Annotated in this window: 12 protein-coding genes, 1 tRNA gene and 1 other RNA gene; 7 read left to right on the top strand and 7 right to left on the bottom strand. The window is 71.1% G+C overall.

Annotated features, from left to right (window positions below; all coding sequences use genetic code 11):
- Positions 1-38 precede the first annotated feature (38 nt).
- The 4 genes from ACFYY6_RS17730 to ACFYY6_RS17715 all read right to left on the bottom strand — a co-directional run bounded on the left by ACFYY6_RS17730 (position 39) and on the right by ACFYY6_RS17715 (position 4,917).
- Positions 39-1,487, bottom strand: a complete 1,449-nt coding sequence (locus tag ACFYY6_RS17730; protein ID WP_386609338.1) for a PucR family transcriptional regulator — start codon at positions 1,485-1,487, stop codon at positions 39-41.
- A gap of 389 nt (positions 1,488-1,876) precedes the next feature.
- On the bottom strand, positions 1,877-3,130 hold the full coding sequence (locus ACFYY6_RS17725; RefSeq protein WP_389193989.1) for a cytochrome P450: 1,254 nt from the start codon (positions 3,128-3,130) through the stop codon (positions 1,877-1,879).
- 154 nt (positions 3,131-3,284) lie between these two features.
- Positions 3,285-4,667 (bottom strand): NAD(P)/FAD-dependent oxidoreductase, encoded by a 1,383-nt coding sequence (locus tag ACFYY6_RS17720; RefSeq protein WP_386609357.1) that lies wholly within the window; start codon positions 4,665-4,667, stop codon positions 3,285-3,287.
- Between the two features lies 1 nt (position 4,668).
- Positions 4,669-4,917: a ferredoxin gene (locus ACFYY6_RS17715; RefSeq protein WP_389193986.1), complete on the bottom strand. Its 249-nt coding sequence runs from the start codon at positions 4,915-4,917 to the stop codon at positions 4,669-4,671.
- Positions 4,918-5,969: 1,052 nt separating this feature from the next.
- Between ACFYY6_RS17715 and ACFYY6_RS17710 the strand changes: the two genes are divergently transcribed.
- The 6 genes from ACFYY6_RS17710 (at position 5,970) to ACFYY6_RS17685 (ending at position 12,566) form a co-directional block, all read left to right on the top strand.
- Positions 5,970-7,211 carry a helix-turn-helix domain-containing protein gene (locus ACFYY6_RS17710; RefSeq protein WP_389193983.1) on the top strand — a complete coding sequence of 414 codons (1,242 nt, stop codon included), beginning with the start codon at positions 5,970-5,972 and terminating at the stop codon, positions 7,209-7,211.
- Positions 7,212-7,518: 307 nt separating this feature from the next.
- The gene (locus ACFYY6_RS17705) at positions 7,519-8,334 is read left to right on the top strand and encodes a toll/interleukin-1 receptor domain-containing protein (protein WP_389193980.1); all 816 of its coding nucleotides are present in this window, start codon (positions 7,519-7,521) and stop codon (positions 8,332-8,334) included.
- Positions 8,331-10,385 carry a hypothetical protein gene (locus ACFYY6_RS17700; RefSeq protein ID WP_351517934.1) on the top strand — a complete coding sequence of 685 codons (2,055 nt, stop codon included), beginning with the start codon at positions 8,331-8,333 and terminating at the stop codon, positions 10,383-10,385. Before ACFYY6_RS17705 ends, ACFYY6_RS17700 begins: the two co-directional genes overlap by 4 nt.
- Entirely contained in the window at positions 10,382-11,839 is a 1,458-nt protein-coding gene (locus ACFYY6_RS17695; RefSeq protein ID WP_389193977.1) for a hypothetical protein, read from the top strand. Before ACFYY6_RS17700 ends, ACFYY6_RS17695 begins: the two co-directional genes overlap by 4 nt.
- Positions 11,836-12,129 (top strand): hypothetical protein, encoded by a 294-nt coding sequence (locus ACFYY6_RS17690; protein ID WP_389193974.1) that lies wholly within the window; start codon positions 11,836-11,838, stop codon positions 12,127-12,129. Before ACFYY6_RS17695 ends, ACFYY6_RS17690 begins: the two co-directional genes overlap by 4 nt.
- Before the next feature lie 80 nt (positions 12,130-12,209).
- Positions 12,210-12,566: a class I SAM-dependent methyltransferase gene (locus ACFYY6_RS17685; protein WP_389193971.1), complete on the top strand. Its 357-nt coding sequence runs from the start codon at positions 12,210-12,212 to the stop codon at positions 12,564-12,566.
- 151 nt (positions 12,567-12,717) lie between these two features.
- Here the strand turns inward: ACFYY6_RS17685 and ACFYY6_RS17680 are convergent, their stop codons facing one another.
- The 3 genes from ACFYY6_RS17680 to ACFYY6_RS17670 all read right to left on the bottom strand — a co-directional run bounded on the left by ACFYY6_RS17680 (position 12,718) and on the right by ACFYY6_RS17670 (position 13,819).
- Complete coding sequence (locus tag ACFYY6_RS17680) at positions 12,718-13,140, bottom strand: PIN domain nuclease (protein WP_351626017.1); 423 nt, start codon at positions 13,138-13,140, stop codon at positions 12,718-12,720.
- Entirely contained in the window at positions 13,137-13,352 is a 216-nt protein-coding gene (locus ACFYY6_RS17675; RefSeq protein WP_351517938.1) for a type II toxin-antitoxin system VapB family antitoxin, read from the bottom strand. Before ACFYY6_RS17675 ends, ACFYY6_RS17680 begins: the two co-directional genes overlap by 4 nt.
- A gap of 379 nt (positions 13,353-13,731) precedes the next feature.
- Positions 13,732-13,819, bottom strand: a tRNA-Ser gene (locus tag ACFYY6_RS17670).
- Positions 13,820-14,130: 311 nt separating this feature from the next.
- Between ACFYY6_RS17670 and ffs the strand changes: the two genes are divergently transcribed.
- Positions 14,131-14,227, top strand: an RNA gene (gene ffs / locus ACFYY6_RS17665) — signal recognition particle sRNA small type.
- Positions 14,228-14,302 lie beyond the last annotated feature (75 nt).

Raw genomic sequence — 14,302 nt, 5'->3', positions numbered from 1 at the left:
GTCCCGTACGACAAGGAAACGATCAGAGGGCCGGGCGCTCACCGCGTGCGCCGGGCGAGCCGCAGCCCGATGTCCGCCAGGAGCCGCACGGTGGGGTCGTCGAGGTCGAGGCCGAAAAGTTGGCGGGCCCGTCGAAGCCGGTACCGCAAGGTGTTCGCATGCACGTTCAGGCGCCGGGCGGCCACGCCCGTGTCCCCGAACGCATCCAGATAGGCCGCCACCGTCGCACCGTACGCGGAACCGTGCGCGCGGTCGTGCTCCGTCATCGCGTGCACGGGCCCCGACAGGGTCTCCCACAACGGCCCGACCCGGTCGAGCACCCGCAACAGCGCCGCCTCGGGAACCACCTCGTCGTACGCCGCCGCTGCCGACACCGCCCACGGCCCCGTGCCCGGCCTGTCCCCCGTGGCAGGCTCCCGCGCGGCCCGTTCCCGCAGCACCCGCACCACCAGTTCCGCGGCCTCGCGCGACGCGGGCAGCCCCGACAGGTCCGCGGCGACCGGCCCGACGCCCGTGAACACCACGCCGCGTGACACCGAGCGGGCCGCCGGCAGCAGTCCGCGCGCCGGATCGGTCTCGCCCCCGGCCGCCGGGACCAGGACGTGGAGCCGCCGCCCGGTCCGCGCGGTCACGCACCCCGGCCGATAGGCCGTGGCCTGCAACGCGAGCACGTCCAGCACCCGCTGCTCGGAGGCGCTCCCGGAAACGGGAACGGGCGAAACGGGTGAAACAGGTGAGGGGGCGGGAACGGAGGGCGGTCCGTGGGCGGAAGACAGGCCTGGGACGGAAGACGAGGCGGGGAGGGAAGACGAGCCGGGGACTGCCCGGGCCGCCTGGCCGCCGTACACCTCCGCACTTACCACCGTGAAGGGGTTCGCGCCCATCACCGCGGAGGGGTGCACCTCCGCGACCATCACCGCGTACGGCCGTCCCGGGACGAGCCCGGCCTCGCGCGCGGCCCGCGCCGCGTACGCGCTGTCCTCCGCGTATGTGCGGTGCTCCAGAAGGGCATGCACCGCCTCCTCCCGTGCCCGCGCCGCCGCCCGGCCCCAGGTCCGGTGGTGCGACAGATGGGGCACGGCTGCCCGTGCCGCCGTACGCAGCGCTTCCGCCGCGCCCTCGGCGAGCGGCCTGCCGTCCGCGGCGGCCCAGAGCGAGCCGAGCACCTCGGAGCCGTCCCGCACCGCGATGACCAGCCGTTCGGCGTAACGGCCGTCGGCGGGCAGGCGCACCACGTCGTCGGTGTTCCACAGGGTCCGGAAGAACCCGCTCTCCCGCAGCTCGTGGACGCGCCAACGGGGAACTTCCTGACCGAGGATCGTCAGCCGCCGCATCGGATCGGGTTCATGCTCCAGCCGTGAGTACGCGAGGACACGGGACTGCGGGTCCTCGATCGTGATCGCTCCGCCGACCAGGTCCGCCACCGTGTTGGCGAGCCCCGGCAGATCGCCGAGCCGCAGCCCGCCCAGCTCTCCCACCTCTCCCATTTCTCCTACCTCCCCCAGCTCTCCGGCTTCCCCTGCTGCTCCCGCGTCTCCCACCCCTCCGCCCCCTTCGTTCCGCCGACGCCGGCCGGGCCGCTGAGTGCCGGAGCGGTGCGCAGCCGGCCCAGCACCTCCGTCCGTCCGAGGTCCGCCCGCCGCCTCCAGCAACGCCGACGACACCCCACGGAGGACCTGCCCGAGGGACGGCCGGGCATCGCGACGGTCGGGTTCACGCGTGGCCATGAACCCATCATGGTCGGCAGTGCCGGGGGAGGCCCCGGTTCCGCGACCACTCCTGCCCCGCTCCCGGTTTCAGTCCCGGTCCCGGCCCCTGACTCCGGTCCCGGGTTCAGTCCCGGTCCAGGCCCCGGTCCCTGACTCCGGTCCCGGGTTCAGTCCCGGTCCAGGCCCCGGTCCCTGACCCCGTCGAAGGCGATGTTCAGATGCCGGGGCCCGCGCAGCACGGCGTTGCGCCGGTAGGGCGGCGGGTCCTCCACCAGACGCGGGTCGTCGAGCCTGCGGACCAGCTCGGTGAGGGCGATCTGAGCCTCCAGACGGGCGAGGGGCGCGCCGAAACAGGCGTGGATACCGCTGCCGAAACCGAGGTGCTGGTTGTCCTCGCGGTCGGGGTCGAAAAGGTCCGGGTCGGCGAACCGCCGAGGGTCGCGGTTGCCGGAGGCCAGCACGAGCCAGAGGGCGGAGCCCTTGGTGATGGTGGTGCCGCACAGGTCGATGTCCGCGAGCACGGTGCGCTGCGGCAGGAGGTGCACGGGCGGTTCGAAGCGCAGGAGTTCCTCCACGACCGGACCGGCGAGCCGGGGGTCGGCGCGCAGCCGTTCCAGTACCTCGGGGTTGCGCAGCAGGGTGAGCATCCCGTTGGTGATCAGGTTGACCGTGGTCTCGTGACCGGCGATCAGCAGCAGGGAGGCGGTGCTGAGCACCTCCATGCGGCTCATCCGCCCGTCCGGGCCCTGCTGGTTGACCAGTGCGGAGAGCAGGTCGTCGCCGGGCGCGTCGCCGCGTTCGTCGATGAGCTGCGACAGGTACGCGCCCAGCTCGGTACGGGCCCGCTGGGTGACGCGGCGTCGCTCCTCGGGGTCCTGGCCCGGCACCGGGTCGAGCCCGGCGGCGATGGTGTCGGCCCAGGTGTGGAAGCGCGCCTCGTCCTCGCGCGGAACACCGAGCAACCGGCAGATCACGGTGACGGGGAACGGGTACGAGAAGTCGTCGACGAGGTCGACCTGCTTGCGGTCCCCGAACGCGTCGATGAGCCCGGAGACGATGCCGGCCAGTTCGCCCCGCATGTCGTTGATGCGCCGGGGCGTCTCCGGCGGCCCGAACGGGCGCATGGTCATACGGCGCAGCCGGTCGTGCTCGGGAGGGTCGAGGCGGAGGAAGGAGGGCGGCAGCACGGACGTGTCCTCGTCCGGGAGCAGGACCCCGGCGACGCCGGGGGAGAGGTTGCGGGCGTCCGAGCTGACCCGGGGGTCGTGCAGCAGGCCCTTGTTCTCCCCGTACGTGCTGACGACGAACAGGCCGTCGCCGCCCTGGGCGACCGGTGTTCTGCGCAGTTCGGAGTACAGCGGGTAGGGGTCGGCGCGGTTGTCGTAGGAGAGGATCTGCCGCAGGAGCTCTTCGTGCGTCATGGTGGCGGTCCTTGGGAGGGGGCTGCGGGCCGGGCCCGGACCCGGGGAACGTGTCCGTCCGGTTCTGTGGGGGGACGTGCCCCGTCCGGGCGACCGGGCCCGGGGCCGGTCCGAGTCCGGGGCGACGGGCCCGTCCGGGGCCCAGTGCCCGGATTCAGGCCCGGGCGGGGGTGAACGTGATCTGCTGATCGGTCGGTGAGTAGCCGCTCACGGTGACGGACGGTCCGTGCGTGGGCAGGGAGGGATCCGGGAATTCGGCCGGGACTGGTCGCAGACCCTCGGGACGGTGGTCCACCGAGGCGTACGGCGGTGGGAACGGCGCGGCCGACTCGATCTGCCGCTGATAGAACTCCAGCCACTTCGTCTGGTCGAACGTGACGGCGGCGATGACCCGGTCCTGGTACCCGTACACGCAGGTGAAGCGGCGATCGGCGAGCGATCCCTGGGCGACGACGACCTCCTCGCCCAGGGAGGGGACGCCGACCGACTTGATGTTGACGCCGAACTGGGCGGACCAGAACGCCGGGACCCACAGGTGCGGGCGGCGCTGCGAACTGCTGCTGATCATGTTGTGCGCCGCGGTCTCGGCCTGCGCGACGGCATTGCCCCAGTGTTCGAGGGACAGGAACTGGTACCCGAACAGCGCGTGCGGGGACCGGGCGACGTCCCCGGCCACGAACACGTCGTCGGTGACGATGCCGCGTACGTCGAACGCCCGGCACCCGGCGTCGCAGGCGATCCCGCGCGGCCCGGCGCCCAGCCCGGAACCGGCCAGCCATTCCGTGTTGCGGGACGCGCCGAGCGAGACCACCGCGACATCGGCGTCGAGAGCGGTGCCGTCGGACAGATGGGCCCGCCGCAGCCGCCCCGCCGCGTCGCCCTCCAGGGCCGTGACCATGATCCCGCAACGCAGGTCCACCCCGTGTGCGCGCTGCAGCTCCGCGGCCACCCGGCCCACCACCCCGCCGAGCGCGCCCACGAGCGGGGCGGTACCTCGCTCGGCCACGGTCACCGGCAGCCCGCGTTCGCGACAGGCCGACGCGATCTCCGAACCGGTGAACCCGGCGCCGATGACGAGCACCCGGCGGGGCGACGCGGCCAGCCGCCGCCGCAGCCGGGCCGCGTCCTCGCGGGTGCGCAGGACGAAGACTCCGTCGAGCCGGGCCTCCGCCTCGTGCGGCCAGGGCCGGGCGTGCACCCCGGTGGCGATCAGCAACCGGTCGTACGGCACCTCGTCCCCGTCGGCCAGGCGCACCCGTTTGGCCGCCATGTCGAGGCCGGTTGCGGCGACCCCGAGCAGCCAGTGCGCGTCGAGCGCCACGCGCCGGGGCAGCGCGGTGCGCTCGGGGGCCGCCCGGCCCAGCAGCACCTGCTTGGAGAGCGGCGGCCGGTCGTACGGCTCGTGGGGCTCGTCACCGATCAGCGTGAGCGATCCGGCGAAGCCCTCCTCGCGCAGCGTCTCCGCGGCCCGGAGCCCGGCCAGCGAGGCGCCGACGATCACGATGCGCCCCTCGCGCCTCAGCCATTCCAGCGACATGTCACCGGACACCGGACCCCCTCTCTCCCGCGCCGCCCTGTTCGAGCGCCGCGTCGCCGAGGTCGTCCTCGACCAGGATCGCCTGCACCGGACACGCGGTGGCGGCGCGCAGCACCTGGTCCCGCTGCGCCTCGTCGGCATGCGGGTTGTACAGCAGCGCCTCGTCGCCGTGCATGACGAAGACGTCGGGTGCGAGGAAGGCGCACTGCGCGTAGCCCTGGCACCGGTTGAGATCGACGACAAGCCTCATCAAGGGGCCGCCTTTCCGAGTAGTACCCTCGCGCCTCAGCCTGGGAGGACGGCCGTGGTTCCGCGCGCCATGGCGGCCCGAAGGAGTCAACGCCCCCCCACGACCCCGCCGCCCATGCCCCACGGCCTCGCCACGCGACCCCACCCCACCCCTCGCCGCCATGCCGCGCCATGCCCCACCCGCCGGCCGCCCGGCCGCGCTGCGCAGTCACGCGTGAGCGGACCGGATCCGTTGAACCCGTTCCCCGAGAAATACCGAAAGAGGCGGAAAGAGATGAGGGCGAGCCCTTGACGCGGACGGAAACGGGAGGAAAATAGTCAATACACCAGAAAACCAGAGCGGGCCGCAACGTCGGCGGAGACGTTCGCTGATACGCGTGACCCACTTGGTTGGCTCTGGCCAGGCCCCCGGCGGATCCACCCGGTCCCGGAGTTGTCAACGACGGTTGAGGCTCACGAGATCGAGAAGGACTACCGGGGACTGTTTATGCCCGGACTCGTTTCACGGCCCGAGGCCGAGGCGGCTTCCGCCAGGGATTGCGGTGCGGCCCTTAGAACCGGGCTCTCGGCTTCGGTTCCGACGCGGTGGCGTTTGTGGGCGTTCGAATGCCTGCGCTGTCGACGCAGACCCCGTTCGACCCGGACCGGCCAACCCCTTTCCCTGTGCCGCCGAAGCGCCCGTCATCCGGCCTCCGCCGCCACTGCACTCTCCGAACGCGGCGAAATGCGTGCTGCGCCCCGAGCGGTGACCTGCTCGGTGACCTGCGCCGTGGCCAGGGCTGCGGCCCTTCCGGGGCAGGCTGTGCCGCCCGGGGGACATGCTGTCGGCCCGGCCTCCCATTCCGCCCCTCTCCATGAGCAGGAGGACTTTTCGACCCGCTTCCGCGTGGCGCTGTCGTGTGGAGTGGCGAGATCTGTGCGTACGGAAAGAAGAGGAAACAGGAAACATTCGCTTCGCCGGGTGGAAGCGCTGAATGGCGTGCCAGACTCGTCGCTGTGAGCGCCGGAGGTCAATTCGTAGGAGCTCACCCGAACTTGGGAAAGGGGAGGCTCATGGATTTTCCTTTACGCTTCGGGGCGGAGTTGCGGCGGCTGCGCCAGGACGCGGGCATGACGCTGCAGGTATTCGCAGACGCTGTGAACTACAGCAAAGGTCACCTCTGCAAGATCGAGCGTGGGGACAAACGTCCCACGATGGATCTGGCCCGTCGGTGCGACGCGCTCTTCATGACGGACGGGCAGTTGCAACGCATGGCGCGGCCTCAGAGGGAGACCGAGACCGGCGGACCCGTCGTGGCCCGTCGCGATGCGATCGCCACGGGCGTCGGTTCCTTCCTCGCCATCACATTGACCGGGTCTGGGAGGGACGTGCCCAGGCCCGGGACGAACGGTTCGGCCGATGACGCGTCGCCCCCCACGGTCGTCCTGTTCCGCGACCAGTTGCACCAGATGAGGCAGCTGGGTCAGGGGGTCGCCCCCGGGGCGCTGCTGCCGATACTGCGCACACAGGCGGGGACGGTGACCACTCTCGCGGCCCGGGCCTCGGGTGTCACGAGGGCGGGTCTGCTGGTCATCGCGGCCCGTTTCGCCGAATACACCGGGTGGATGGCTCAGGAAGCGGGCGACGAGGCGGCGGCGCTCAGGTGGACGGACGAAGCCGTGGAACTGGCCCGGGCCGGAGGCGACGACCAATTGGCGGACTACGCGCTGGTCCGCCGGGCACTCGTCACCTTCTACAACGGGGACGCGGCCGAGACGGTCGGCCTCGCACAGCGGGCCCAGCGAAGTGCCCTGCCACCCCGGATCCGGGGCCTGGCCGCGCAACGTGAAGCGCAGGGGCATGCTCTCGCGGGTGACGAGAAGGCGTGTCTGCGCGGACTGGAACGGGCACGCACCCTCCTCGACACGGCGGACCAGCCGTCCGACACCCCCGTACTCGGCACCACGAACCTGGCCGACCCGGTGTCCATGGTCACCGGATGGTGCCTCTACGACCTGGGTCGGCCCCGCGAGGCCGCCGCGGTCCTGGACCGGGAATGCCGACGCATTCCACCCCACGCCCTGCGTACCCGTACCCGTTACGGGCTGCGCAGCGCCTTGGCCCACGCGGCTTCGGGCGAGGTCGAGCGCTCCTGCGAGGTCGCCCGCGAACTCCTGAACTTCATGAACATCGCCCCGTCCGCTACCGTGCGGGCGGATGTGCGCAGGCTCGACCGGGAGCTGTCCCGGTTCCGTGCCAATCCGGCGGTGCGGGAGCTCCGACCGGCGCTGGCGAACGCGCTGAGCGTCCACTGAGCTCTGCCGACTCCACCCGTTTTTCCACCCTGTTGTTCGTCGTGCCGAACGGCGTGCGCGCAAGCGCGTAATTCCCTCATGGGCTCCGTGCTGCCTGAGAACTGGTCGCGTCCCGTGCGAAAGCGGCACGCGTACGAAAAGCGCACGTGTATGGAGAACGAACCACCGTGCGGAACCGTGCGCCCCGATACCCGCCCGGACTGTCGCCGAGCGCTCGAAGCAGCTGGCCCGGCCGAACCGGCACGAGCACGTACGCACTCTCACCCCGTCAACTCCGCACCGTATGAAGCACGAAGGAGATTCCGCCATGCCTCTGATCTTCGTGAACTACCGCACCCAGGACGCGCCGGAGGCCGCCACACTCATCGAGCGGGAGCTCTCCCGGGTCTTCGGCGACGAAAACGTCTTCCGCGCGAGCAAGTCCATCGGCCCCGGAAGCCGGTACCCGCAGCAACTCCTCAAGGCCGTCCGCCGCAGCCATGTACTGCTGGCGGTCATTGGTCCCCGCTGGCTGGAAGCACGGTCGGTCGACGGCCCCGGTGCGCCGGCGAACCCGGACGACTGGACGTGCCGAGAGATCCGGGAGGCGTTCGAATCGGGGGCGGTCGTCATCCCCGTCCTCGTCGCCCGCGCGGAACGCCTCCGGGCCGCGGACCTCCCGCCGGAGCTCGACGTTCTCGCGGACTGCCAGTACCGCCGCTTCGACCACCGCAACGCCGATGCCGACCTCTCGCGTCTGGTCGGCGATCTCATCGATCTGCTGCCCGAACTCGCTGAAGCGGCAGAGAAGAACGGGTACGTACCGAAGACGCCGACGAGGCCGGACGGAGACCGGGCGGCCGACGAGCGGGGGAGCGGGAACGCCCGGGTACGCGCGGATGTGATCAACCACCGTCAGCGCGGCGGCATCGGCAACCTCAACGGTGACTTCTCCGGGACATTCGTCAGCGAGCCCCAGGGCACCGTCCACACCGGAAGCGGACACGTCTACCAGGCGTCCGAGCAGCGATTCGCCCCGAGCTTCTCCGGCGACGCGATGGACGTCAACTACGTGGCCGACAACCACGGAAGGATCCGGCAGCAGTCGAGCCGGGGTGAGCGTCCCGCGGACGGGGACCGATGACCGGCACCAGCCACACACAGGTCCACGACCCGCGAGGAACGGTGCACAGCGGCAGTGGAAATGTGAACCACTTCCACTTCGGACCGACCGCTGCCGGGGAACGCCGATTCAGGTCCGGCGCCGCGCGGTTGCGGATCCAGCAGGAGTACCGCTCCCACTTGACCCGGTGCTTCGTCCCACCGCGCCATTACGGCCGCGCCGCCGACGCGCTGGGGCGGGCCGGAGCGGTGGTCCTGCTGGACGGCCCTGCCGGGATCGGTAGACGGACAGCCGCGACGATGCTCCTGAGGGACGTGTCGGTCGATGGCGACTCGATCGAGGAACTGCCCCTCTCCCTGTCCCTGCACGAGGAGACGCCCGAAACACTGCCGGACGACCACTACCTGCTGGACCTGTCCAATGTGGCCGACGAGAACTATCCGGCCGCGGAACGCACCCTCGTGCACTACAGGTCGAGCGTCGAGCGGAGCGGCGCCCGTATGGTCGCCGTGCTTCCGGCCGGCCTGGACTGGATGCGCGACCCGGACCTGTACCCGCTGGTCGTTCACCTCGGACGGCCGCCCGCGCGCTACGTGTTCAGTCGGCATCTGCGGGCACAGGGCCTGGCCTTCGGCCCGGACGAGCTGGCGACCGACGGGCTCATGCGCATGTTCGCCACCGCGCCCATGAGCGAACTCGCCCGTCTGGCCCGGCTGATCGCGCAGGCGCGGGACAGCCACCGCAATGGCACGAGCTTCGCGGAATGGCGGGACAAGGCCCTGGAAGCCGCGACCGAGTGGTCCGCCGAGGTGGCCAAGCAGCTGACGGAGCACCGGAGCGTCCCGGAACGCTCCCTGCTGCTCGCCGCGGCCATGGCCGAAGGCGCGTCGGCGGACGCCGTGCACCGCGCCGCCGAACGGCTGCTGGACGTGCTGAGGTACCAGCGGGAGGACACACCCGGGCTGGGACAGGCGGACCTCGGTGAACGGCTGAAGGCGTTGTCCGTCGAGCGCGGGGACGACGGAAGGGCCGGGTTCGCCAGGCTCGCCTACGGCGGCGCGGTACGACGGCACTTCTGGGAGAACTTCCCCGATGCCAGGCCGGACTTCCGCGACTGGGTGGGGCGGTGCGTGGAGCTCCCCGAACTCAGGGCCGAGGACCGCACGCGCATGGTTGCCAGGTTCTCGGAGCGGGCACTCGCCGCCGGCCGCCCCGACGACCTGTGCGAACTCGTCGAGCGGTGGACGCGGCCGTCCGCATCCGGGCCGTTCCGCGCCGAGGCCACGACCGCCCTGGAACTGGGCCTCATCCACGAACGGTACGGCTCGTACTTCCGCAGCCGCGTGTACGAGTGGGCCTGGGCCAGGAAGTCCTCGCTGGCCCCCGATCTCGTCGCCGCGCTGACGGACGTCTGCCGGCAGGTGATCGCGGTGACCCACCCCGAGCAGGCGGTGGTCAGGCTGCGTCACCTGGCGCAGCGGCAGACGGGGCCGGAGGCCGAGGCCGCCCGTGCGGCACTGCTGGAACTGGCCAGGGGCAGCAGGAGGCTGTTCAGACGGCTGTCCGAACGCCTCGTGAGATCCGCTTCGTCGCCGAGCTCCCGCCCCGGCCCCGAGCCCGGCCAGGGCCTCGGATCCGGCTCCGGACCAGGCCCCGGCTCCGGTCCGGACATCCTCCTGGAACTGCTGGACCCCGTGCCCCTGCGCATCACTCCGCCGTGGCAGGAGTTCACCCGGGCCTGGCGGTCGGTCATGTCCACAAGGCCCGCCTCGGCCTGGGAACCGACCGTACGGCGCTGGCTCACCGAGCACGCCTCGCGTCGCGTCGGCGCGCGGGCACTGAAGGCGGTGGTCGACGCGGCGGCGGGAAGTTCGCTGTGGCTGAGCCACCTCTACACGACCGCGTGCGACTGGGCGGAGCGGCCCGACGCCGACGCATCACTGGAGACACGGGCACGACGCGACATCCGCCAACGGATCTCCGAACGATTCTGCCGGAACATCGACCTGGTGCAGGGCATCGAGGACATGTGCTCGGAGCCCGGCGCGCAGGGGACAAGGGAGAGGGAATGAACCCCCGCCACCTGCTTTTTCTGTTGCTCGCGGCCGTCGTGGCCGGCGTCCTGGCGGTGGGTGCCGCACTTGCCTGGCCGGTCTGGATCTGGTTCCTCCTGCCAACGCTCGTGGCCGGTGTCCTGCTGCTCGGCACGATGACGCCGAGCACGCCGGATACGCCGAGCGCTCCGGGCGCTGCTGAGCGAGCCTTTTCCGTGGGCCCGGAGCCGGACGAGGACACCGCTCCGCTGCCTCCGGTCGAGCCTCCCTACCTGGTGGCCGACGTGTTGTCGGTCCCGGTGGAGAGCGCGAAGGCGGACTACCCGTTCCTGTTCTCGGCCATGGTCCGGTGGCGGACGACCCCGAAGTACGTCCCCGCGTCGCACGGCAATCCCGCCGGCCTTGCGGTGGCCGCCGTCCTGCAGCGCGTACGGGGCGTCGTGGCGGCCGAGCAGCCGAGCCGCTGCGGATACCTCCAGCACTGGCTGGAGGGCGCGCTCGGCTCTCCCGTCACCGATGACGCGGGGCTCGTCTCGGCCTTCGCCACCGACGTACGGCTCACGCTGAACCACACGGACCAGCAGCACCTGGACGCGCTCGAGGAGCAGCGAAAGTCCGAGAGCACCTGGGAGAGCCAGCGCGAGCACGAACGCAACCGCCGGGCCTACCTCGGGCGCGACGTACTGCGGAGCCCCGGGAGCGCGGTCGTCTGGTGGATGGCACGCCACGAGGACCAGATCGAACGCGCGGTGGAGATGATCGCTCCCCTCACATGCCTGTCCGCCGCGGCCAACGACAGGGAGATCCCGAAGGAGTTCCGCCATCTGTTCACCACGTCCGAGGAACCCATCATGTCCGAGGACCCCGTCCGCGACCCGTCCACGGGCGGATTCGACCACCCTGAGCCGGTGGGGGACGAAGCGGCGCCCGAAGAGGGGGCGTTCGAGACCACTCGACCCCAGCAGGCGACGTTCGGCGACCTCGTGTCCGCCATCCTGGACGAGGTGGGCCTGGAGCCGAACGGGGCCGAACGGACCGCGTTCCTGCTGCGTCTGGCCAGCATGTGCGAGAAGGCGGGTGGCAAGGACGCCGCCGACCGGATCCGCCAGGACCTGCTCCGCACCGGCGATGACACCGGGGCCCGCACCAGGCACGACACCCGGGGCGACAGTTCGCATGCGGGACCCGCGGAGGGCGCCCCGGTGGCCGGGCCGGTACCGCGGGCACGCGCCGAGGACATCCCGACGGTACACACGAACGGGTACGACGGAGCCGGTCCCGAGAAGGCGGAACAAGCGGAACGAGTGGAGTCCGGCTGGTGGGACGGCCCGCAGGCACGCACCGCCCCCGGTGCGGAGCCCTTCGCGCCTCCCGCCCCCGACCCGCAGCCGCCCACGTACACCGGCCCGGACACCGCTCACCGGAACGGCCTCGACGAAGAAGAACGCGACGACGAAGGAACATGGCAGTGACCGTCACGCCGACCAGTGACGTCCTCGCCCGCATCGGCCGCTGGGGCGTGTTCGGCCTGCCCGCGCACGTGGATCCGCGAACGGCGGCGAAGGCACTCGGCCTGAGCCGGACCACCGCGTACCGGCGTGCCCGGACGGGCGCGTTCCTGTGCCGGTTGCGCAAGGAAGGGCGCGTCTACGTCGTAGGTCTCGCCGACCTCATGCGGGGGTTCGGCATCCATGACGTACGCGTACGTCATGACGGCATCGAGGCGGGAGCGCGGTCCGCGCCCGGAAGGGGTGAGATGTAGCGAGCCCCCTCCTCACCGCCGCGCACGGCACACGGGCTCAGCGGTGAGGCGGAGAGACGGAGAGATGGAGAGGATCGGCGGTGAGGAGGGGGCTGGTCGCCGGAAGGGCATACCAGCAGCGCGAGGCCCGCCCGCCCTCCTCCCGTACCCCGGTCAGGCCTATTCTCGCCGTGCTCGCCCTTCTTTTCGACGACATTCCTGCTCCCGTGGACCGATGCCGACGGGCGGCAGGTGTCCTGCTCGGCGCCGGGCTGAACGCCCGTGCGTACCGCCTGCCATGGCCGCGCGGTTGCACGGTCTTCGAGGTCGACCAGGAAGAGGCCCTCGCCTTCAAACAACGCACCCCGGACGGACCGGACGGCCTGGATGCCGTGCCCCGGGCCCGACGGGTCACCGGCCCTCTGGACCGGCGGAGGATACGGGATTCGAACTCGTGAGGGGTTGCCCCCAACACACTTTCCAACTCTTCGTCCGGCTGTTCGCAGACGGTCGCAGGCATCCCGACCTGTGGCGAAACCGGAGGCTGCGGACTCGCCGGACTGTGGCGTACGCCCGCGAATGAGACCAGAACTGAGACCAGGCGGGTGTTCACTTACCGGCCACGGGGCCGTACCACTGCATGGCTTGGCCGGTGACGGCGGCGATGCACTCGAAGTCGTGGTCGCGGTGCAGGAGGGTCAGGCCCTGGAGTTCCGCGGTGGCGGCAACGACGAGGTCCACAGCTCCCGCGCTGCGGTGCTGACCGCGCTGGGTCAGCAGCTCTTGGACCTGCCAGGCGCGGTCGTACGCGCGGTCGTCGACGGGCACCCAGCCGAAGAGCAGCCGCATGTCCTCGATGCCGTGTGCACGGTCTGCGGCGGAGCGGGCGCTGTAGAAGAACTCCAGCTCGGTGACAGGGCAGGTCGCGAGGAGGCCGGCTGTGGCGGCCTGGTCCCATCCGTACTGTTCGGCGTCGCCGCGGAAGAACCGGGCGAGCGCACTGGTGTCGACCAGGAACTGCGCCGCGCTCACCGCCGGTAGTCCCTCTTGTCCTCGAAGAGGTCCAGATCAAAGCCGCCGTCGCTTGCTGCAGCCCGCAGCCGCGTGAGAGCGAGAGCCCGTCGGCGGTTCTCGAGCACCTCACGCAGAGCGGTGTTGACCGTCTCTTTCTTGGTGCCGGTCCCCAGCGCCTGAGCCACGTCGGCCAGCAGTTCGTCGTCCAGGTCGATTACTGTCCGGCTCACTTGTGCACCTCCTGAGATATCAATTGTGACGGCAAGTATATCGCTATAGATGCCTCGGGTGATGTCGATGTCGCGGGTGTCTGGGAAGGGGGATCGGCGGCCGGGAGTGCCCACGCGGTCCGAGCAGCACCGCATCGCTGGGTCACTCGGTGCGCCCGACGGTTCCCGCGCTCTGGGGAGCCGCTCCGGCTGCGGGCGAAGGCGGAGGGGCGGTTCGGACGAAGGGGCCCTCGGACTGCGACTGAGGCGGAAGATCACACAGCGGCGATCGCCTTGCGGCTGGTGATCACCTGTTGACCAGTCCCGGCCCAGCACGCGAAGAAGGCCTTGACCGGTCGGAACCAGTCAAGGCCTTCTTCGTATTGCCCGGTGAGAGCAATGGCGGAGGATACGAGATTCGAACTCGTGAGGGGTTGCCCCCAACACGCTTTCCAAGCGTGCGCCCTAGGCCACTAGGCGAATCCTCCGCCGCAAACAATACAAGACGTTGAGGAGTGCTCGCGAACCCCTTCCCCTTCGAGATCCGCTCGGGGCCGTTTCAGAGCGGACCGAAGAGGCTTCGAACGGCTCGGGGAGGACCGGAGCGGACGGGTGGACGGGAGGCGAGGGTGAGTGGGCCGCGGTCGAGGCGGCGGGTGAAGTGGAACGGGAACGGGCGAGGGAGACGGAGCAGCGGAACGGGCGGGGGAGACGGAACAGGGGAGCGGGTGGGGGAGACGGGGCAGGGGGAGCGGGTGGGGAGGTGGACCGGGAGGGGTGGGGATCGGCTAAGGTGGGCGTCAGCCCCTCACGTGGCGCTATCTGACTGAACTCCCCCAGGGCCGGAAGGCAGCAAGGGTAGGTCGGCTCTGGCGGGTGCGTGAGGGGCCCTTGTGTTTCCCCGGGGTCCAGCGCCGACCCCGTGAGGGCCTCGTGGGGGTGTGGGCGTCGAGGCGGGGCCGGTTGTCGGT

It is taken from the genome of Streptomyces sp. NPDC001750, from assembly GCF_042892615.1.
Taxonomy (GTDB): Bacteria; Actinomycetota; Actinomycetes; order Streptomycetales; family Streptomycetaceae; genus Streptomyces.
Note: the sequence above shows the minus strand (reverse complement) of the source record. Positions and strands in the feature narration are given on the sequence as shown.

Coding starts and splice junctions, on each gene's coding strand:
- ACFYY6_RS17695 (WP_389193977.1), top strand. CDS start 10,382: ATGAACCCCCGCCACCTGCTTTTTCTGTTGCTCGCGGCCGTCGTGGCC.
- ACFYY6_RS17700 (WP_351517934.1), top strand. CDS start 8,331: ATGACCGGCACCAGCCACACACAGGTCCACGACCCGCGAGGAACGGTG.
- ACFYY6_RS17710 (WP_389193983.1), top strand. CDS start 5,970: ATGGATTTTCCTTTACGCTTCGGGGCGGAGTTGCGGCGGCTGCGCCAG.
- ACFYY6_RS17715 (WP_389193986.1), bottom strand. CDS start 4,917: ATGAGGCTTGTCGTCGATCTCAACCGGTGCCAGGGCTACGCGCAGTGC.
- ACFYY6_RS17730 (WP_386609338.1), bottom strand. CDS start 1,487: ATGGGAGAGGTGGGAGAGCTGGGCGGGCTGCGGCTCGGCGATCTGCCG.
- ACFYY6_RS17725 (WP_389193989.1), bottom strand. CDS start 3,130: ATGACGCACGAAGAGCTCCTGCGGCAGATCCTCTCCTACGACAACCGC.
- ACFYY6_RS17720 (WP_386609357.1), bottom strand. CDS start 4,667: ATGTCGCTGGAATGGCTGAGGCGCGAGGGGCGCATCGTGATCGTCGGC.
- ACFYY6_RS17705 (WP_389193980.1), top strand. CDS start 7,519: ATGCCTCTGATCTTCGTGAACTACCGCACCCAGGACGCGCCGGAGGCC.